Annotated in this window: 16 protein-coding genes and 1 other annotated feature; of the genes, 7 read left to right on the forward strand and 9 right to left on the reverse strand. The window is 62.6% G+C overall.

The genetic code is table 11. The features are described from left to right. Nucleotides 1–324: 324 nt before the first annotated feature. The 4 genes from ACTDI4_RS10010 to ACTDI4_RS10025 form a co-directional block, all read right to left on the reverse strand. Nucleotides 325–918: a DUF4760 domain-containing protein gene (locus ACTDI4_RS10010; protein WP_442841008.1), complete on the reverse strand. Its 594-nt coding sequence runs from the start codon at nucleotides 916–918 to the stop codon at nucleotides 325–327. A gap of 105 nt (nucleotides 919–1,023) precedes the next feature. Next, nucleotides 1,024–1,740 (reverse strand): thermonuclease family protein, encoded by a 717-nt coding sequence (locus ACTDI4_RS10015; protein ID WP_442841009.1) that lies wholly within the window; start codon nucleotides 1,738–1,740, stop codon nucleotides 1,024–1,026. Nucleotides 1,741–2,053: 313 nt separating this feature from the next. Further along, nucleotides 2,054–2,368: a universal stress protein gene (locus tag ACTDI4_RS10020; RefSeq protein ID WP_442843321.1), complete on the reverse strand. Its 315-nt coding sequence runs from the start codon at nucleotides 2,366–2,368 to the stop codon at nucleotides 2,054–2,056. 45 nt (nucleotides 2,369–2,413) lie between these two features. Then, nucleotides 2,414–3,642, reverse strand: a protein-coding gene (locus tag ACTDI4_RS10025; RefSeq protein WP_442843322.1) for an IS3 family transposase whose coding sequence is annotated in 2 segments (ribosomal slippage) — nucleotides 2,414–3,354 and nucleotides 3,354–3,642 — 1,230 coding nt in all. Because the reading frame shifts where the segments join, the coding sequence is not laid out codon by codon here. Further along, nucleotides 3,245–3,361: a sequence feature (AL1L pseudoknot), on the reverse strand. (Overlaps the previous gene by 117 nt.) Nucleotides 3,643–4,059: 417 nt before the next feature. Between ACTDI4_RS10025 and ACTDI4_RS10030 the strand changes: the two genes are divergently transcribed. From ACTDI4_RS10030 to ACTDI4_RS10060, 7 genes are all read left to right on the forward strand, one after another. Next, nucleotides 4,060–4,842 (forward strand): enoyl-CoA hydratase-related protein, encoded by a 783-nt coding sequence (locus ACTDI4_RS10030; RefSeq protein ID WP_442841010.1) that lies wholly within the window; start codon nucleotides 4,060–4,062, stop codon nucleotides 4,840–4,842. Nucleotides 4,843–4,847: 5 nt separating this feature from the next. After that, entirely contained in the window at nucleotides 4,848–6,380 is a 1,533-nt protein-coding gene (locus ACTDI4_RS10035; protein WP_442841011.1) for a 3-hydroxyacyl-CoA dehydrogenase, read from the forward strand. Nucleotides 6,381–6,395: 15 nt separating this feature from the next. Next, nucleotides 6,396–8,573 carry a dehydrogenase E1 component subunit alpha/beta gene (locus ACTDI4_RS10040; protein ID WP_442841012.1) on the forward strand — a complete coding sequence of 726 codons (2,178 nt, stop codon included), beginning with the start codon at nucleotides 6,396–6,398 and terminating at the stop codon, nucleotides 8,571–8,573. Nucleotides 8,574–8,600: 27 nt separating this feature from the next. Beyond that, a complete protein-coding gene (locus ACTDI4_RS10045; RefSeq protein ID WP_442841013.1) occupies nucleotides 8,601–10,208 on the forward strand; it encodes an ABC transporter substrate-binding protein in 1,608 nt (535 codons plus the stop codon). Between the two features lie 297 nt (nucleotides 10,209–10,505). Then, a complete protein-coding gene (locus ACTDI4_RS10050) occupies nucleotides 10,506–11,465 on the forward strand; it encodes an aminotransferase class IV (RefSeq protein WP_442841014.1) in 960 nt (319 codons plus the stop codon). Nucleotides 11,466–11,819: 354 nt separating this feature from the next. Continuing rightward, the gene (locus ACTDI4_RS10055) at nucleotides 11,820–13,262 is read left to right on the forward strand and encodes an NAD-dependent succinate-semialdehyde dehydrogenase (RefSeq protein WP_442841015.1); all 1,443 of its coding nucleotides are present in this window, start codon (nucleotides 11,820–11,822) and stop codon (nucleotides 13,260–13,262) included. 55 nt (nucleotides 13,263–13,317) lie between these two features. Next, nucleotides 13,318–14,589, forward strand: a complete 1,272-nt coding sequence (locus ACTDI4_RS10060) for a four-carbon acid sugar kinase family protein (RefSeq protein ID WP_442841016.1) — start codon at nucleotides 13,318–13,320, stop codon at nucleotides 14,587–14,589. Between the two features lie 18 nt (nucleotides 14,590–14,607). Here the strand turns inward: ACTDI4_RS10060 and ACTDI4_RS10065 are convergent, their stop codons facing one another. The 5 genes from ACTDI4_RS10065 to ACTDI4_RS10085 all read right to left on the reverse strand — a co-directional run bounded on the left by ACTDI4_RS10065 (nucleotide 14,608) and on the right by ACTDI4_RS10085 (nucleotide 20,387). Beyond that, a complete protein-coding gene (locus tag ACTDI4_RS10065) occupies nucleotides 14,608–15,597 on the reverse strand; it encodes a DMT family transporter (protein ID WP_442841017.1) in 990 nt (329 codons plus the stop codon). Between the two features lie 6 nt (nucleotides 15,598–15,603). Further along, nucleotides 15,604–16,989, reverse strand: a complete 1,386-nt coding sequence (locus ACTDI4_RS10070) for an aminotransferase (protein ID WP_442841018.1) — start codon at nucleotides 16,987–16,989, stop codon at nucleotides 15,604–15,606. Nucleotides 16,990–17,065: 76 nt separating this feature from the next. Next, entirely contained in the window at nucleotides 17,066–17,755 is a 690-nt protein-coding gene (locus ACTDI4_RS10075) for a TetR/AcrR family transcriptional regulator (protein ID WP_442841019.1), read from the reverse strand. A gap of 100 nt (nucleotides 17,756–17,855) precedes the next feature. Continuing rightward, the gene (locus tag ACTDI4_RS10080; protein ID WP_442841020.1) at nucleotides 17,856–19,016 is read right to left on the reverse strand and encodes an acyl-CoA dehydrogenase family protein; all 1,161 of its coding nucleotides are present in this window, start codon (nucleotides 19,014–19,016) and stop codon (nucleotides 17,856–17,858) included. A 66-nt stretch (nucleotides 19,017–19,082) separates the two neighbouring features. After that, on the reverse strand, nucleotides 19,083–20,387 hold the full coding sequence (locus tag ACTDI4_RS10085; protein WP_442841021.1) for an acetoin dehydrogenase dihydrolipoyllysine-residue acetyltransferase subunit: 1,305 nt from the start codon (nucleotides 20,385–20,387) through the stop codon (nucleotides 19,083–19,085).

Genomic DNA, 20,387 nt, shown 5'->3' on the forward strand with positions numbered 1-20,387 from the left:
CAGTGGCTCAGGCTGATAGCCTCCACATCGGGATGTCCTCGCATGGCGTCACAGTCGGTTACGGTGGTTGGGAACGCCACGCCTGCACGCCCACCAAAGCAGTGTCGAAGGCCCGTCGCATGGGTGTGCGCCACGCTCGGGTTCGCAGTGTTGGCCGCCATACCATCCGAGTTTCGGGGATTCGTCACGGTCACCACACGAACGTCACGTTCTCCAAGGCCCGGAATTGCCCGGTCGTGCGTTGGTAGGCCGACCCGATGCTACTGAGCGTGCCGGCCTCTACGCGAGGCTGGCAGCAACCTTGAGGCCGGCCATGCCGCGCGGTCACCAGTCCTGCTTGTCCATCGCGAGGCTTCGTTTGAACGCGCTGATGTTTCGCCCCTTGGTAACGTATTCTTCGTAGCGGCTTATCGTTCCGGTCTTGGCCTTTTCGTCCAGTCTGGTTTTCCAGACATCCGTCAATATTAAGAGGTAATCGTACCGCCTGACATTTAGGGGGTGCCGGCGGCGCTCATCGATAAAATCCCGGAGCACCTCGACCGTATTGACAAGAGTGGTCGCAACCATTTCGAAGCACGTTTTTTCGTCCAGTATTCCGTCGAAAATCGAAATGGCCATAGTCTCCCAATGTGCCAGAACGACCTTGGTTTGACGAAGGGTTTCGGGGTCGTTTTCGACATCCGCAACCGGGGCGCGCGTCTTGCTGTCAAAGTAGGCAGTGAATTTGCTTTCGATCGCACTGCGGGCTTTGAAATAGTCTGGGTTTTTCGTCAGCGAGTAGCCGATCGCGTCCTTGCGTTGGTCCATACTCTGTTTGCTGCGCCAGGCAAGAAGCGCGACGACGACGCCAGAAAAGGCGAGCATCGTGAACAGGGTACGTAGGATATCTGATATTGCCGTTACGGTTTCTGTGACCAATTTCGCCCGTCGCTCCCAAACCCGCCCGAATGTGACCACACATGGCGCTGACCGACAAGGATGTGCGTCGTGCTGCTCTCTATGCCGGCAAGAGGCAGGAGGCGGTCAGATCTTCGACTTCCTCCAGCCCGCCTTGCGAGCCTCGTCTTCGGAGCAGAACCGGCGCTCGCCGTCACGTTCTGAAATAACGGTCTTCTCGTAGTGTTTTTGCCCGGGCACATGGTAGATGCGCTCGCCCTTCTTGGAGATGTTGCCCTTGATATTGCAGCCACCAGTTTGTGGTGAGCTGACGAGCGGGACGATTGTTGCCGCCGCCGCCGCGCTCTGTGCGGCGCGCCAGTCCCACGGAGCCTGAAACGTTCCGGCCCATATGCCCAGCCGTGCTGACTTCGCGGTGGCTTGGTCATCGGCATAAGCACCATTCGAATAGCGCGGCCAGTCCATCGCGTGGCCGTTGCGGATGAGCCACTTGGCAACCGACTGGCCATCAGCGCGGTAACAGTCACCGACAAAGCGGCCGTAGCGATCGCGCTCGACGAAGTCACATCGTGTCGGGCGAGACTGGGAAAGGAACTTATCCAGCGCCTTGGCTGCAACCTGGCCGCAGCGGTAATCGTGCCCTTTCGCATCTTGGCAGAGCTGCGCACTTTCGGGCGCGTCGATCCCGTTGAGCCGAATGCGCTGGCCGTGAATTTCAAGCGTATCGCCGTCGATGACCGAGGCTCGGCCGACAAGCGGCTCTGCAAAGGCGTCTCTGACCCAACTGGCGATCACGACGACCGCCAGCAAGAGCAATATCTTGCGCCAGTGCAGCACGATCATGAGGACGAGTAGTTCCACGTCAGTGGCAATGTACCTCGCCGGCCTTTTTATCCATGTGGCAGCATTGGCCGGGCGGCGAATTCTTGCGGCATCCGCCCCCGTGAGCCAGAGCGGCGCCAGAGAACGCGAATAGTGCCAAAACGGTGATGATGAGCCTCATTGTCTCCTCCCAAACCCTGACGGTATGAAACCAGAGGGGGCGAGGGGAAGCAAGGCTGACAGGCGGACGATGCCAGTGCCAAGCTGGTGGAATGGCGACGGCACAAGGGTTCGTTAACTTCTCAAGGCTCGCACGCACATAGCCGGCGGCTAGTCAGCGCACCACAAGCACAGGTATTTGGCTGTTCGCCAGGACTTCCGCCGTCTGGCTCCCGAGCAGCAGCCGTTTGACGCCGCGTCGGCCATGGGATGCCATCACGATCAGATTGCACCCGGCCTGCTGCGCTGTTTCCAGAATGGCCGCAGCGGCTCTGGCGTCAGGTACATGGACCGTGCGAGCCTCGATGCCCATATCTTGTGCTGTCGCTTTTACCGAAGCAAGCAGCCCTTCGGCTTCCTGCTTGCGGCCCGCCGCGTAGCCAGCGATTTGAGCTGGAGTGACGACCCAGGCTGCCGTTCCGGTCGGTATTGGGTATGAACCGCCCCGGGTTTGCCGGAGGCCTTCTGGTTTAAGTTATGCCGCGATGGCCGGTTCTTCCAGCATGGCGTAGTAGCGTTCCTCGGCTTCGGCCGGCGGGATGTTGCCGATGGGTTCCAGCAGCCGGCGATTGTTGAACCAGTCGACCCAGGTCAGCGTGGCGAACTCGACCGCCTCGAAGCTTCGCCATGGTCCCCGGCGATGGATGACCTCGGCCTTGTAGAGGCCGTTGATCGTCTCGGCCAGTGCGTTGTCGTAGCTGTCGCCGACACTGCCCACAGACGGTTCGATGCCGGCTTCGGCGAGACGCTCGGTGTAGCGGATGCTGACATATTGCGATCCGCGGTCCGAATGATGAACCAGACCACCGCGATGAACGGGTCGGCGTTCGTGCAAGGCCTGTTCGAGAGCGTCGAGCACAAAGCTCGCATGGGCGGTCCTGCTCACCCGCCAGCCGACAATACGACGGGCGTAGGCGTCGATGACGAAGGCCACGTAAACGAAGCCCGACCAGGTGCTGACATAGGTGAAATCCGAAAGCCAGAGCATGTTCGGGGCCGGCGCGTGGAAGACCCGGTTCACGCGGTCAAGCGGGCACGGCGCGGCCTTGTCCTGCACCGTGGTGCGGATCGGCTTGCCGCGAATGACGCCGTGAAGGCCGAGGTCGGCCATCAACCGCTCGACCGTGCAGCGCGCGACATCAAAGCCCTCGCGCAGCATCTGCCGCCAGACCTTCCTCGTGCCGTAGACCTCGAAGTTCTCGGCGAAGACGCGCTCGATCTCCGGCTTCAGCGCGAGGTCCCGCTTCGCCCGCGTCGACAGCTTCTCGGGATCGGCGCGCTTGGCGACATGATCGTGGTAGGTCGACGGGGCGACCGGCAGCACCCTGCAGATCGGCTCGACCCCATGCGCCTCGCGGTGATCGTCGATGAACGCGATCATCGTTTGAATGGGCGGTCGAGCTCCGCCTGGGCAAAATAAGCGCTCGCCTTGCGCAGTATCTCGTTGGCCTGCCGAAGCTCCCGGTTCTCCCGCTCAAGAGCCTTCATCTTCTCGGCCATGTCTGTCGGAACGCCGGCTCGCTTGCCAGCATTAATCTCGGCCTTCTTCACCCAATCCAGCAGCGTGTGCGCCGAGCAGCCGATCTTTGCCGCTATCGACTGGCAGGCAGTCCAGCGCGAAGAATGATCAGCCTCGTGATCGAATACCAACCGCACCGCACGCTCGCGCACCTCAGGGGAAAACTTGTTCGTCGTTTTGCTCATCATGGCTCCATCCTATTGGGAAGTTGGAGCCTCCGGCAAACCCGGGGCGGTTCAGTGAAGCTGCCGCGCCATCGACCAAGCGCCCCGGTCTCTTGGGTCCCCCTTTTTCAGCCGACCGCACAATGGCGCTGCCGGTCATGTCGGTGTTTCGATCCCGCCCGACCATCTCTGCCAGCGTTTCGGGCATCGCTTCGAACGCGCCGGTTTCGACCCAACGCCGATAGCGCCGCAAGACGCTGGTCCTCTTGCCGTGGTCATCAGGCAGGTGTCGCCATTGGGCGACAGATCCGAAGCCTCGCCACCGGCGCGCCCGGAGTGCGCGGCAGCCGGACAACTATTTTTCTTGATGCCCCTGGGTCCTGCCATTATAGTCCGTTGCCATATATGAAATTTAATTCCAAGCACGATTGAGGCAGCATGGTCGTTGACACCCCGGTCGTTATCGAAAGTCGGCCTGAGGCAGGCGTAGGACTGGTTGAGATCAACCGTCCGGAAGCGCGCAACGCGCTCAATCTCGATGTACGCGAGAGCCTGGCCAGGGCCGTCGAGGCGTTCGCGGCTGATCCCGAAATCCGATGCATCGTGATCACCGGACGTGGCGGCCATTTCGCCGCCGGGGCCGACATCAAGGCCTTCGAGGCGATGGGGGCGGCCGACATGCTGCTGCAACGCTCGCATCGCTATTGGGAACTGGTCGCCCGCTGCCCCAAGCCGATTATCGCTGCCGTTGAGGGCTACGCGTTGGGTGGCGGCTGCGAGCTTGCCATGCACGCCGACATCATCGTGGCGGCGCGGACTGCGACCTTCGGCCAGCCGGAAGTCAAGCTCGGCATCATGCCGGGTGCGGGCGGCACCCAGCGCCTGCTGCGCGCCATCGGCAAATACAAGACGCTGATGCTGGTCCTCACCGGCGACCTGTTTCCGGCCGAAGAGGCCGAGCGCGCGGGGTTGGTCAGCGTTCTGACACCGGAGGGCGAGGCGCTGCAGGCAAGCCTCAAGATTGCCGGCAAGATCGCCAGACTGCCGCCCATTGCCGTCGAGCAGATCAAGGAAGCCGTCATCAATGGCGAGGATGCGCCGCTTGAGACGGCGCTGCGTCTGGAACGTAAGGCCTTCCAGCTTTTGTTCGACACGGCCGACAAGCGCGAGGGTGTCTCGGCCTTTCTCGAAAAGCGCAAGCCCAGCTTCAGCGGCGAGTGACGGAAATGACTGCAGTGGGGGAAGTTGCAATCGAAAAGGCTGGTATTGTTGGCGCCGGCGTCATGGGCGCAGGCATTGCGGAGGTCTTCGCCGCCGGCGGCCTGGCGGTTCTGCTCATGGATGCGCAGCCGGGCAAGGCGCAGTCCGCACTGGACCAGATCACAACGCGCCAGCGCGCGCGGGCGGCCGCCGGCAAGGCGGACCCGGAAGCGGTAGAGCGTCTCCTTGCGCGCATCCGGCCGATCGACAAGCTTGATGATCTGGCCGATGCCGACCTCGTGGTCGAAGCGGTCGTTGAACGCATTGAGGTCAAGCGCGACCTGGTGCGCGCGCTCGAAGCAATCGTAAGGCCGCAGGCCGTCATCGCCACCAACACCTCGTCCCTTTCGGTAACGGCCATAGCGGCGGCCGCCCGAAATCCGGAACGTGTTGCCGGCTATCATTTCTTCAATCCCGTGCCGGCCATGAAGTTGGTCGAAGTCATTCGCGGCGCCCACACCGAACCCAAGGTCGAGGCTGCGCTGGTCGAGTTGACGAGTCGTTTCGGCCATCGCGCTGTTCTGGCCAGCGATACGCCCGGCTTTATCGTCAATCATGCCGGGCGCGCCTTCGGCACCGAGGCGCTCGGCATGCTGCGCGAGGGCGTCGCCTCCATCCCTCAGATCGATGCCATCCTGCGAGATGCTGCCGGCTTCCGCATGGGCCCCTTCGAGCTGATGGATCTCACCGGCCTCGACGTTTCGCATCCGGTTATGGAAAGCATCTACAACCAATATTATCAGGACCCGCGCTATCGGCCTTCCGTCGCCGCCGCCCAGCGCATGGCGGCGGGCCTTCTGGGCCGCAAGACCGGCAAGGGCTTCTACACCTATGACGGCAACCGGCAGATCGCGCAGGAGGAAAAGCCCGCGCCGGAGCACGCCAAGGCCGCACCTGCGGCCATCATTGTCTTGGCCGACGCAGCCGCCGATGAGATGCGCCTTTTGCTGGAGGCCGCCGGTCACCGGGTTTCGACCGATCCCGCAGACGCGAATACGGACCAGGCTCTGGTGCTGGTCGGGCTGGTGGGCGAGGACCTGACCGGCGCGATCGCGCGGCTAAAATTGCCGGCCGCCGCCTGCGTGGGGTTCGATGCCATCTTCGGCCTCGACAATCACCTCACTTTGGTTTCTTGCCCGGCCACCTCGGACAATGCCAAGGCGGCTGCACTGTTTGTGGTTGCCGGCGCCGGGCGTAAGGCAACCATGATCGAGGACAGTTGCGGAGCCGTTTGCCAGCGCGTCGTTGCCATGATCGTCAACATTGGCTGCGAGATCGTCGAGCAGGCCATCGCCACGCCAGCCGATGTCGACGCCGCCGTCCGGCTCGGCCTGGGTTATCCGCACGGGCCGTTGGAATGGGGCAACAAGCTTGGCGCCGGCCGCGTCCTCAAGATGCTGGATATCATCCACGATCGCACGCGCGATCCCCGATACAGGGCGAGCCTTTGGTTGCGGCGGCGGGCCGAGCTGGGGTTGCCGCTTGGTGCGGAATTGTAGAACAGAGGGCGCAAATTGGTCTCCAAGAGTGAGTTGAAACCTTCGGCGCCCTGGTACCGGATCGAGGTCGACCAGTCGGACTGGGCCGCCGTTCCGGCTGACCTGTTGATCCGCCTCTACAGCCAGATGAAGCTCATCCGTCGGTTCGAGGAAAAGATCCTCGATCTGGAGAAGGCCGGCCTTGTGCATGGACCTGCCCATGCCAGCATCGGCCAGGAAGCGGCTGCTGCAGGCGCCGTCAACTGGTTGCGTCCGGAGGATCAGATCAACGGTACCCATCGCGCCCACCATCAGGTGCTGACCAAACTGGTCAACGCGCAGACCAGCACGGACTTCGATCTGCTCACGCAGGACTTCACGCCTGCCATGAGCGACGCCGTCTACCGCTTCATGGCCGAGATCATGGGCCTGGCCCCCGGCTATTGCGAAGGCCGCGGCGGATCGATGCACATGCGTGACGCCGCCTCCGGGGTCGCCGGAACGAGTGCCATCGTCGGCGGCAACATCCCGCACGCCGTCGGCTATGCGTTGGCCGATCATGTTCTGCATCGCGACGGCATTTCGGTCGCCTTCTTTGGCGATGGCGCATCGCTGCAAGGCGCTACCTATGAATCCATGAACATCGCCGCCGCCTACAAGCTGCCGGTGATCTTCTTCGTAGAAAATAACCTCTATGCCGTATCCACCCGCATCGATGATGTGACCGCAGAGACCCGCATATCCTCGCGCGGGCCGATGCTCGGCTTCACCGGTATCGAATGCGACGGCATGGATGTCGTGGCCGTGCATCGCGCCATGAGCGAGGCCATCGACATCATCCGCCAAGGTCGCGGTCCAGTTGTGATCGAAGCGATGTGCTATCGCTATTTCCACCAGAGCGGCTCCAAAAGCGGCAGCGATTTCGGCTACCGCAGCCGGGAGGAAGAGCAGGAATGGCAAAAACGCGATCCGCTGCGCCTGGCGGAAAGCCGGCTTGCCGCGCTCGGTGTCCTGGACGACGAGGGCTTTCTGACCATTGACGAGCGCATCACCGCCGTCGTGCAACAGGCGGCCGACCGCCTGACTGAAACAGCGCCCGGTTCCAACCAACTACGCATTCCCGACCGGCTTTGGCCGTTGGCGCAGAGCGTCGATAACGGCATCCTGGCCGATTCAGCCGAAACGGCCGGTCTCAAATATCGCGAGATCGAGGACTATGCGCCCGACCAGCTAGTCAAGGCGCGGTTCGTCACCGCGGCCGGCGAAGCGTTGGGCGCGGCCATGGCCGCCGATCCTTCGATCATCGTCCTGGGTGAAGATGTCCATCGTCTGCGTGGCGGCGTCAGCGGTTTCACCCGTTCCGCTCTCGAACAGTATCCCGGGCGCGTGCTCGCCATGCCAATTGCCGAAAACGGCTTCACCGGCGTCGCGCTGGGCGCGGCGTTGCGCGGCTTGCGCCCGGTCGTGGAAATCATGTTCGGCGATTTTTGCCTGGTCGCGGCCGACCAGATCGGCAACGGCATCGCCAAGGCCCGCCACATGTTCGGCGACGGATTCCCGGTGCCTGTCATCATGCGCGTGCGCGTGTCGCCGCATACGGGTTACGGCTCGCAGCATTCGGGTGACCCGTCGGCGCTGTTTCGCCTGTTTCCCGGCTGGCATGTCGTCTCGCCGACCAACGCCTTCGACTATGTCGGCTTGCTGAACACGGCGCTCAAATCCAACGATCCGGTGGCAATCATCGAGCATGTCGAGTTCTATCAGCGCGAGACCCTGGTGCCGCGCGACGAGCGCGACTATTGCATCCCCTTCGGCAAGGCCAAGGTCGTGCGCCAAGGGTCGGCCTGCACAGTGCTTGCAACCTCGGTCATGGTGCCGATGGCGCTGAAAGCGGCGGAAGAAACCGGCATCGACGCCGAAGTCATCGACATGCGTTCGATCGGTCAGCTTTCGGTCAACTGGCCGCTTGTGCTGGCCTCCGTCGCCAAGACCAACCGGGTCGTCATCGCCGAGCAAATGGCAAGCGGCTTTTCTCTCGGCCGTCACTGGATCGCCGAGATCCAGGCCCGCGCCTTCGACGATCTCGACCATGAAATTCTCCACGTCTCCGGCAGCCTGTCGGCACCCGTCGTGTCGGCCGTTTTGAACAAGGCCGCGCTGGGGTCCGCCGAAAAGCTGCGGGAGGCGTTGGAGTTCATTACGCAAAGTGCGTGAAACCAAAAAGTGTGGAAGGAGCACAAAATGGGGAAATCTAGTCAACTGACAAAGGCGCGTTGGAAGAGTCTGGCCGCGGCGACGATGCTCATCGGCATCACCGCCGCGACGATGCCGGCCAGCGCCAAGACACTGGTCATCGCGCGCGACATGGACATCAATTCGCTCGATATTCCGCGGGCCTGGTGCGATACCTGCATGATCTATAACGCAGCCGTCTATGAGAGCCTGCTGGCGCTGGACGCCGACAACAAGCCGGTGCCGTCGATCGCCGAAAGCTGGTCGGCCAATGCGGACCAGACCGCCTTCACCTTCAAGCTTAATCCCAAGGCCGTCTTCGCCGACGGTTCGAAGGTGGAAGCCGAGGATGTCAAATGGTCGATCGAGCGCCTGAAGAACATCAAAGGCAGCGCTTCCAGCCTGGTCGAAACGATTGCCTCGGTCGAGACGCCCGATGCTGAAACGGTGATCGTCAAGACGACCGGCCCCAATTCGGAACTGCCCAACGTTTTGGCTGCGTCCTACCTTGCGGTCGTCAACAGCAAGGTCGCGCAATCCGAGGGCAAGGCCACGGCCGCGGAGGATGCCGCGCAGAGCGATCAGGCCGAGGCCTGGTTCCTGTCGCACTCGGCCGGCAGCGGCCCCTTCGTACTCGAATCCTATCAGCCTGGCGCCGAACTGCGCCTGAAGCGCAATGAAAACTACTGGCGCGAACCGGCCAAGGTCGACGAAGTCGTCATCCGTCAGGTCGGCGACGCCGTGGCCCAGGCGCAACTGCTGCAGAGCGGCCAGGCCGACATCGCCATGAACATCGACCCTGAAACCGCCAAGACGCTGACGGGACCCGACGTGAAGGTCGAGTCGGCGCCGTCGAACAACTTCGTCTATCTGACCATAAGCCCGGGCGCCGTCGCCAACCCGGTCGAGATGACGCCGGAAATCCGCGAGGCGATCTCGATCGCCGTCGACCGCAACTCGCTGATCGACTTCACTGTCGGCGAAGGCAATGCGCGGCTGATCTCGGTGCCTTTCCCGCTCGACTTCCCGGGCGGCGCCAATCATCCGATCCCCGAATACAATCCGGAGAAGGCCAAGGAGATTCTGCAGAAGGCGGGACATGCCGACGGCTTCACGCTGAACGCCACCTATCCGAAGCTCAATGTCTACGGCGTCGATTTCACCTTGGCCATGCAGAAGATCCAGCAGGATCTGGCCAAGGTGAACGTCAAGCTCGACCTGAAGCCGGTCGAATTCCCGAACTGGCGTGAAATGGCCATGAAGGATCACATCCCGATCTCCTTCGTGTTCTTCGCGCCCGACTTCTACGGCACCTCGCAATACGTGAATTATTTCGGTCTCGGGCCGGACACGCCCTGGGCCAAGCGCGGTGGGGCGGAACGCGACCCGTCCTTCCTGCTGCCGGAGAGCCAGACCATGCTGGCCGACGCGCTGAAGTCGCCGCCCGAGGAGGCGGAGAAGATCTATTTCGACATTGGCGAGAAGATAAAGGCGAAGAACGTCATCATCCCGATGATGAGCCCGAACACCATCTTGGCCTACAGCGCCAAGGTGCACGGACTGCGCAATTCGCCGAGTTCCAACGTACCTCTGTACGAAATCTCGCTCGACGATTGAGTGCCAGGCATGGCGAGGCTCTGACAAAGGGCAATCGCTTTTGAGAGTCCTTTCATCCTGTCGCTTCGCAACCCCTTCCCCCGGCGGGGGAAGGGGAGAGCCAGCATTGCAAGCGCCTTTCCCCTTGGGGAGAGACCAGCGGTGCGAAGCGCAGACCGGGAGAGGGGCCGCTCGACGTGGGCTACAAATGCCTGATTGACCCATCGGGTCTCATTTGACCGTCCGGTTGCGCCGCGTTGCCGGACGCCCGAACCAACCCGGTACTGCAATTCACAGACCGATCTTGCGGAGGCAAGGATGTCCTACACCGACTTCATTTTCACCGGCTATCGCCAGCGCCTTGCCGACCTGCAAGCCAGTTCCAACCCGTTCGCCCAAGGGGTCGCCTATATCGAAGGCGAGCTTTATCCTCTCCATGAGGCCAGGATCCCTATTCTCGACCAGGGCTTCCTTCATTCCGACCTGACTTACGATGTGCCGGCAATCTGGGACGGCCGCTTCTTCCGCCTCGACGATCACCTCGATCGATTTGAGCGCAGCCTGAATCGGCTTCGTCTCCGCAGCCCGCTCGATCGTCACGCCATCCGCCAGAAGCTGGTCGAAATGGCTGCCAGAAGCGGCATACGCGATGCTTATGTGTGCATGATCGTTACGCGCGGCCTCAAATTCATCCGTCAATACGCGCCCGAAGAGATCGAGAACAATCTTTATCTGATCGTGCAGCCCTTTGTCTGGGTGATGGGCGAAGAGGTGCAGAAGACCGGCGGTTCAGCCATCATTGCCCGCGACGTGCGCCGCGTGCCGCCAGGCGCCATCGACCCGACGGTGAAGAACCTGCAGTGGGGTGATTTCGTGCGCGGCATGTTCGAGGCGCGCGACCGTGGCGCCGACTATCCGATCCTGACCGATGGGGACGGCAATCTGACCGAGGGTTCCGGCTTCAATGTCTGCGTCATCAAGAACGGCGTCCTGTTCACGCCGCGCCGCGGCGTCCTCGAAGGAGTGACACGTAAGACCGTGATGGAAGTGGCCAAGACCAACGGCATAGAATGCCGCCTTGAAGATGTGCCGGTCAGCATGGCCTATGATTGCGAAGAAATGCTGTTCGTCACGACCGCTGGCGGTGTCATGCCGATCACAAGGCTCGATGGCGCACCCATCGGCAATGGCGCGGTCGGTCCTGTCAGCAAGACGATTTGGAAGGCATATTGGGAGGCCCATTACGACCCGATGCTTTCCTTCGCCATCAATTACTGACCAGCGCCGGATCGTTTCATAAGAGACAGCCGCATCGTGTTCGAGCATCGGTTGTCCGGCTTCGCGCGGACAAGCGTCGAACCGGGACTTTCCTGATTGCCGATCTTCTGTTGCGGGATCGCATCGGAGGCTGTCGATCCGGATGGATCAGGCCTATGGAGAGAAAAAGAAGGACCGGTACGTAAAGACGCATGGCGAACGGTCCGGATATCATATTTCATCGCGTCGACACTTCCGATCGTCGGCAGCACGGGGCTGCTGGCAGACGGGTAGGCAAAACTCCCGCAATAGGCTGTGGCCGGTCTTGCGTGTCGCGCAGGCGCGCCGATTGCGGCATGCACGAAGGAGCTTGGCATGTCTTATCCTGAAACGGTACTTCTGCACATCAATGGACGGTGGAAGCCGGCCGCATCCGGCAAGACGCTGCCGGTGCTCAATCCCGCCAGCGAGACGGTGCTGGGCCAACTCGCCCATGCCGGCATTGCCGATCTCGACGAGGCGCTTGCCGCCGCCGAGGCGGGCTTTGCGATCTGGAGCAGGACGCCCGTATTCGAGCGCTACAAGCTGATGCGCAAGGCCGCGGAACTGCTGCGCGGGCGCGCCGACAAGATCGCCGGCCTGATGACGTCCGAGCAGGGCAAGCCGCTGGCCGAAGCCAAGATGGAAACCCTTTCGGCCGCGGATCTGATCGATTGGTTTGCCGAAGAGGGGCGGCGCTCCTATGGGCGCGTCATTCCCGCCCGGTTTGCCGGCGTGGCGCAGATCGCGGTCAAGGAACCTGTCGGTCCTGTCGCCGCCTTTACGCCGTGGAATTTTCCGCTCAACCAGGTGGTGCGCAAACTGTCGGCGGCGCTGGCCACCGGCTGCTCCATCATCATCAAGGGCCCTGAGGAAACACCGGCTTCCCCGGCCGAGCTCGTGCGCGCTTTCGTCGATGCCGGGGTGCCGGCCGGCGTCGTTAATCTCGTCTATGGCGTGCCGGCGGAAATTTCCTCCTATCTGATCCCGCATCCGACCATCAAGAAAATCTCGTTTACCGGCTCGACCGCCGTGGGCAAGCAACTCGCCGCCGTTGCCGGACAGCATATGAAGCGCGCCACGATGGAGCTCGGCGGCCATTCGCCGGTCATCGTCATGCCGGACGCCGATGTCCAGCGCACGGCAAAGCTCATGGCCGCTTCCAAGTTCCGCAATGCCGGGCAGGTCTGCGTGTCGCCGACCCGCTTCCTTGTCGACCAGGGGGTTTACGACGAATTCGTCGAAACCTTCGCCACGGCTGCCAGGGCCGTCAAGGTCGGCGACGGTCTCACCGAAGGCACGACGATGGGGCCGTTGATCAGTGAACGCCGCATCGAAGCGGTGAGCGCCCTGGTGCAGGACGCGGTTCAGTCCGGCGCCGAACTTAAGACGGGCGGCAAGCGTATCGGCAATTCGGGCTATTTCTTCGAGCCGACGGTTCTGTCCCGCGTTCCGAAAACCGCGCGCATCATGAATGAGGAGCCGTTCGGCCCGGTCGCGCTGATGGTGCCCGTTTCCAGCCTGGACGAGGCCCTCGGGGAGGCCAACCGACTCAACTATGGTCTCGCCGCCTATGCGTTCACCCGATCGGCCGACAGTGCCGCCCGGATCTCCAACGGCCTCCGCTCGGGCATGGTGTCGATCAATCATCTCGGTCTGGCGCTGCCGGAGGTGCCGTTCGGCGGCATCAACGATTCCGGCTATGGCACGGAAGGCGGGGCGGATGCCCTCGAGCCTTATCTCAACACCAAGTTCGTGACGCATCTGCAGGCTGAGTAAGCCAATCAAAGAAGCTCGGCTGAAATGGCCGGGCTTCTTTGCGTTCGGGGGGACAATGAGCATCAGGTTTGCGGTCATCGCCGACGATTTCACCGGCGGCCTGTTCGTCGCCAGCAATCTGGAACGCCGGGGCATTCCGGTTGTCTATGTCAGCGATCCGGCCGTCCTGCCCACTGTCGGTGATCAGGAAGTGCTGGTGCTGGCAACGCGCTTGCGCTTCCTGCCCGCGAAGGAAGCGATTGCCAGGCTCGACGCGTTGACCAGCGCGCTTGACGCCATCGGCACGCGCTTTCTCTATTACAAGTATTGTTCGACGTTCGATTCCACCGACGCTGGCAACATCGGGCCATGTGCCGATCTGCTGACGCGAAAATATGGGCTGGAGCGCTTGATCTTCAGCCCCGGCTACCCTGATTTCCGAACCTATGTTCATGAAGGCTATCTCTTCTACAAGGATCGGTTGATCTCGGAATCTATCAAACGTTTCGATCCCATCACGCCGATGAACGACCCTGACATGGTGCGGGTGCTGCAACGCCAAACCACCGAAAGAGTGGGCCTGTTGCCGCATCGCGTGTTGCATGGCGGCGTCGAAGCGGCACGCGACCACGTGCAGTGCTTGCAGCAAAGCGGCGTGCGCTATGTGGTGATGGATTGCGTCGACAATGACGATATTGCCTGCGGCGCGAGCATCTGTCGCCGGGACCGTGTCACCACGGGCGCGGATGCCCTTGCTATCGAACTGGCGCAGCAGTGGCGACAGGCCGAGGGTGCGTTCGTTGAGCGCGATGCGTCGCCACCCGATCGCGGCGTGGGTGCCGAGGCCGTTCTGGTGGGCAGTTGCAGCGAGATCACGCTGAGGCAGCGCGATCATTTCGCAGGTTCCAATCCGCTTCACAGCATCGACATTCGCGATGGCGACGAGCAAACGCTGGTCGCAAGGGCGTTGGCCTGGGCCGATGCCCATCTGTCGGCCGGAAAACCGTTGGGCTTTTCGGTTGCCGGCGATCCGGATTTCGTCGCCGCCACGCAGGCGATTTATGGCGTAATGGGCGCTGCGCGTAAGGCTGAGACGGTGCTGGCGCTGATCGCCAGAGGGCTCGGCAACAAGGGGGTGCGCAAATTCGTGGTTTCCGGGGGCGAAACGTCCGGCGCTGTCGTCGAAGCGCTCGGCATCAGCAGCATGCGGGTGCTTCCATTCGATGAGTTGGGTGCCGGCTCCTGCATTTCGCTCGACAGTCGCAAGATCTCTCTGCTCCTCAAGCCCGGAAAGACCGGCGCAGACGATGTCTTTTCGGCCGCCCTGGCCAAGATGCGGACATCGTGAGTGACGGCTGTCCCGGTTCTAGCGTATGCCGGGCGGGGTCGCCGCTCTGATACGGCGTAAGCGTTCGCGCAGCGCGGTGAGCAGACCGGCAAAGGCGATGACCCCCACGCCCAGGATCGCCAGGGCATCGGGAAATTCCGCAAAGACGATGATGCCGAACAGCATGGCCCAGCCGAGTTGCGAATAGGCGACCGGAGCGATCTGATTGGCGCTGCCATTGCGCGCTGCGGTCACGAACGCCAATTGCCCGAAGCCCACCGCAAGACCCGACAGGACGAGGCAAAGAAAATCGTGCGCCGAGGGCACGACAAAGCCCTTGATCAGCATGGCGACGGTGTTGAAGGCGACGAGATAGGCAAACAGCATTCCCAGGACGCTGGTTTTCTTGGCGCCGGAGCCGAGGCTGCGCACGATGATTATCGAGGTTCCGCTCGAAAGCCCCGCGATGGCTGCGCTTAGATGGCCGAGCTCGAGTGTCTGGAACCCCGGTTTGACCGCCAACAGGACGCCGACAAAGCCAAGTGCGACCGCAAACCAGCGCCAAGGCCCGACATATTCCTTCAAGACGAGGACGGACATGATGGTAACGAAGAAGGGGGCCAGGAAGATCAGCGAATAGGCGTCGACCAGCGGCACGGTGGTGAAGGCATAGATTGCGCACAGGCTCGAACAAACGCCGCAAATGGCTCGCAGATGCACCGGCCACGGTCGGCTCATTTTCCAGAAGTCGCGCCAGCGTTCATCGCCATGCCGCGTGTTCAGCAGGACCAGCACCGCGAAAAGATTTTCGAAGAAACCGATTTCGAAGACGCTCAGCGGCCCGTGCAGGGCCTTGGTGAAAGCGTCCGAAATGGAGAAGCAGGCATAGGCTGTGAAGGCACAGAGATAGACACTGGTGAAAAGAGCACCCCGGCGCTGCATTGATGCTTCATCTTCCGTCGGAGTGGCCGGCAATTTGCGACGGCCGCGCCGGGGATCTTGCGCGATCTCGGTGCGGTCGCCGTTCATGCTGTGTCAGATGGACTTCGCCTTGATCGCCTTCTCGGTCTCGGCAAGCGCGATCGACAGCTTGCCGACGATTTCGTCGACGTGGCTTTCATCGATGATCAAGGGTGGGCAGAAACCGATCGTGTCGCGCATGGCGCGTACCACGAGGCCATTCTCATAGGCCTTGTCGGCAAGGCGGGCGCCAATCGTGCGCGACGGGGAGAAGGCCAGGCCGGTGGCCCGGTCCTCGACCAGTTCGACGCCGTACATCAAGCCGACGCCGCGCACGTCGCCGACGATCGGCGAGTCCTTGGTGGCGACCTCCAGCTTCTCGCGCAGGATCGGGCCCATCTTGCGAGCATTGGCGACGATATCGAGCTCTTCGTAGATGGCGATGGTTTCAGAGGCGACCGCCGCGCCGACCGGGTGCGCGGCGTTGGTGAAGCCGTGACCGAAGGCAGTGCCGCCGGCATTGTAGCTTTCGACCGCCGCAACGATCTTCGGCGATACCACGACGGCGGCGACCGGGAAGTAGGAGGAGGTGATGCCCTTGGCGAGCGACATCATGTCCGGGACCATGCCGACGGTATCGCGGCCGAACCAGTTGCCAGTACGGCCGAAACCGCAAACGACCTCGTCGTCGAGGCACAGGATATCGTATTTCGCAAGCACCTTCTGGACGGCTTCGAAATAGCCTTGCGGCGGCGGAAGAATGCCGCCGCCGGCGATCACCGGCTCGGCGATGAAGGCGGCGATCGAATCCGGCCCTTCGCTCAGGATGAGGCGCTCGAGCTCGGCAGCGAGACGGGCGACGAATTCCGCTTCGCTTTCGCCAGGGAGCCTGACCCGGTAGTTGTTGGGGCACAGCGTGTGGATGAACCCGGACAGGGGCAGCCCGAACTCCCGGTGCATCATCTCCAGACCGCACATGGAACTGGCAACGATGGTGGAGCCGTGGAAGGCGCGGTCGCGCGCAATGACCTTGCGCTTCGTCGGCTTGCCGCGCGAGGCGTGGTAGAGCCAGGCAAGCTTGACCATGGTCTCGTTGGCTTCCGAGCCGGAGGTCACGAAAAAGGTCCTGCCATCCTTCATGCCGGTCAGTTCGACTAGCTTCCTGCTCAGCGAAGCGGCCTTCGGGTTCGTCCGACCGTAGAAGGAATGGTAGAAGCCGAGATCCTGATATTGCGCGGCGGCGGCCTTTCCGAGGCGCTGGTTGTTGAAGCCAAGCGCGGCGCACCAGAGGCCGGCCATGGCGTCGATATAGCGTTTGCCGTTCTCGTCGATCACGTGCGGGCCGTCACCCTTGACGATCACGCAGGCGCCGTCGCGCGACAAGGCTTGCGGGTTGGTCTGAGAGTGGAGGTGATAGGCGAGATCGGTCGCGTTGGTCTCGGACTGGCCGTTCGAAAGCATGGGTGCTGGCTCGCTGATGGAATGATGTGACAAAAGGATATTGATAAAAAATTCGATTATCAACGGCTAAGTGTTGTCACGTGGCAGGAGCCGGCTGGGCCAGGACGTCGATGGCTGCGAGCGCTTCCGGATCGGGCATGCGCGGTTCGAAATGTTGCGGCAGATAGTTTCGCAGATAGGATATGGCGGCTTCGGTCGAGGCGTCCACGAATTCGGGCGCGATGAAGCCGAGCCGGCCATAGGACAAGGCCCAGATGCCGTCCTGGAGAGCGATCGCGACCGCGATCTTGGTCTGCAGGTCCTTGATGTAGGGCAGGTGGAAATAGGCCTCCAGAAGCTTGACGCGCGATCGCGCCACGGCTTCGTTGCCCGCCCAGTCCGCGGCGCGAACGTCGACGCTGACGCCTGCCCCCAGGAACAGCCGGAGCGCGGCAGGCCTGGCGTTTAGAAAGGCGGCGCTTCTGGCTTGCCGGAACGACACCACCTGCTGCCAGGATGTGGGGCGAGGGTCCATCGGCTCGATCGCCAGGCGATACAGCTGTTCATTGAAGCGCTTGGCCAGGGCGACAAAGGCGGCGTTGCGGTTGGGGAAGAAGTGATAGAGGGACGCCAGCGGGATCTCCGCCTGTTCGGCGATCTGGGCGAGGCTGACATCCTCGTTGCTTTTCTCGGCCAGCAGGATTTCCGTCGCGTCCAGGATGTCCTGGACGCGCTTCAATCCCCGGCTGCGCATCGGCCGCTCGCCCTGCTTCACGCGTGGTTTCATCCACCCTCTATAGCAGGTCCTTGCGACAATGCGATTATGATAACTTATTCGAATTTCTTTCGACGATGTCGGGGACCCCCTCGGATCCAGTTCGATGCGCCTACACGGCGGCCGCGGCGTCCTTGATCATGTTGCGGGCAATCAGGATCTGCTGGATTTGGGTCGTGCCCTCATAGATGCGGAACAGCCGAACGTCACGATAGAAGCGTTCGATGCCGTATTCCTCCATATAGCCGGCGCCGCCATGGATCTGCACGGCGCGGTCGGCGACGCGGCCGACCATTTCGCTGGCGAACATCTTGCAGCAGGCGGCGTCGGTGGCGACGTTCTCGCTGCGATCCTTGGCGCGTGAGGTCTCCAGCACCATGCACTTGGCGGCATAAGCCTCGGCGCGGCTATCGGCGAGCATGGCCTGGATGAGTTGGAACTCGGCGATCGGCTGCCTGAACTGCCTGCGCTGCATGGCATAGGCGAGACTGTCGGCGATCAGGCGGTCGGCGACACCGACACAGACGGCGGAAATGTGCAGGCGGCCCCGGTCCAGCACCTTCATGGCCGTCTTGAAGCCCTGGCCTTCCTTACTGCCCAGCACGGCCGAGGCCGGCACGCGGCAGTCCTCGAAGATGACGTCGCATGTGTGGGAACCGGATTGCCCCATCTTCTTGTCGACCTTGCCGAGCGACAGGCCGGGTGTGTCCGCTTCGACGAGGAAGGCGGTGATCGCGCCGCCGGGCTTGTCGGCCGATTCCGTACGGGCAAAAACCGTGAACAGCCCGGCATAGGGCGCGTTGGTGATGAAGCGCTTGGTGCCGTTGAGGATGTAGCCATCGCCGTCGCGGCGGGCGCTGGTGCGGATCGAGCCGGCATCGGAGCCGGCTTCCGGTTCGGTCAGGGCGAAAGACGCGATGATTTCGCCGGTGGCCAATCGGGGCAGATAGTTCGCCTTCTGCTGGGCCGTGCCGTCCATGACCAGTCCTTGCGAACCGATGCCGTTGTTGGTGCCCAGCACCGACCGGAAAGCGGGCGAGGTCCGGCCGAGTTCGAAGGCAAGTCGCGCTTCCTCCTCCATGCTCAGGCCAAGGCCGCCAAATTCCTCCGGGATCGAAAGGCCGAACAAACCAAGTTCCCGCATTTCCTGCTTGATGTCGTCGGCGACGCGGTCCTGGCGCGCGGTATCGGCTTCGGCCGGCATGAGGCGCTCGTGGACGAAGCGGCGAACGGTGTGTAGGAGTTGCTCGAAAACGTCGGGCTCAAGGGCCATGGTTCACCTAGTCATGATTGGCAGCCATCGAGGCGGCAATTGGCATGTGCAACCGATTACGTCGTCTCACCGGTCGGATTGTCCGAGCGCCACCATCTCGTTGAGGATGGCCAGCGAGAGTTCGGCCTGTTCCATGTAGGGGAGGTGGCCGCATTGCCGGAATGCATGCAGGCCGATGCGCGCCGGCAGCAGGTTGCTATGGGCAAACGGGATGATGCGGTCCTGCACGCCGAAAATGACGCGCATCGGCATGCGCAGCCGCTCCAGGTCCTGGCGGATGGAGAAGGTCTGCGTTCCGTCTGCGAAATAGCGCAGCGCGAATTCGTGAAGCGAACGGGTCAGCCCCTCATCGCGGCGCTGTTCCTCGACGACACGCAAAAATGCCGGTGAAATTCCGGATGCATCGAAGACGAGTTCATGCAGCCAGGGTAAGAGGCTGGACGCCTGTCGGGCGAGGACGAAGCCTTCGACAAAGGCAGCGCGGATTTCCGGCCCGAGACCACCGGGCGACATCAAAAGCAGCGAGCGGGCCGAGACATAGCCACGGCTGGCAAGGCGCGCCGCGACGGCCGCGCCAAAGGAATGTCCCATCAATGTCGCCGCTTCCACGCCTTCGGCCGTCAACCGGGCCTCCACCATCTCGCAGATGGCGTCGAGATCGTGGGGCACGACGCGCGGCGAACGGCCATGGCCGGGCAGGTCAATGGCCAGGATGCGGGCTTTCGGACGTCCTGCGCCCAAGAGGGCGCGCCAGGCGTTGTGATCGGAGGCGAAGCCGTGCAGGGCGACCACCGTGCCATCGCCTTCCTTTTGCAGCCAGACCGAATGGAGCGACGCCGAATGCGGCGACGCTTGGGCCGTCGCCGCATTCGGCTGGGCCGGTGTGGGAGCGGCGGCCGCCTCAAGCAGGTCGCGTTTCTGGATGCGGCCGCGCGGGCCGCTGCCCTGGATACAGGTCAGGTCGATACGGCGTTGCTCGGCGATCCGCCGGGCCAGCGGCGTTGCGACGATGCGCGAAGCCGAGACCTTTGTCTGGATCGGGGGCGCTGAAGCCGTTGGCGTCGCTGCTACCCCGGCGGAAGCGCGCCTGGCTTGGCCGCCAGCCTTCAGCGATGGCAAGCCGGCCGGCTGTTCGCCGGGGGCAAGGATATGGCCGACCGCTTCGCCGACCTGAACCTCGTCGCCGGCCTTGCGCGCGTGACCGAGAATGCCGGAGGCGGGCGCTTCGACCTCGACGGCTGCTTTGTCGTTGTCGATTTCGAACAGGACGTCGCCCTGCCTGACCTCGTCGCCGTCCTCCTTGAGCCATCGCGAAATGGTGCCGCTATCCGTTTCCAGGCTCACCTTGGGGAAGACGATTGCAGTGGCCAT

Source organism: Mesorhizobium sp. PUT5 (assembly GCF_052216645.1).
Taxonomy (GTDB): Bacteria; Pseudomonadota; Alphaproteobacteria; order Rhizobiales; family Rhizobiaceae; genus Mesorhizobium.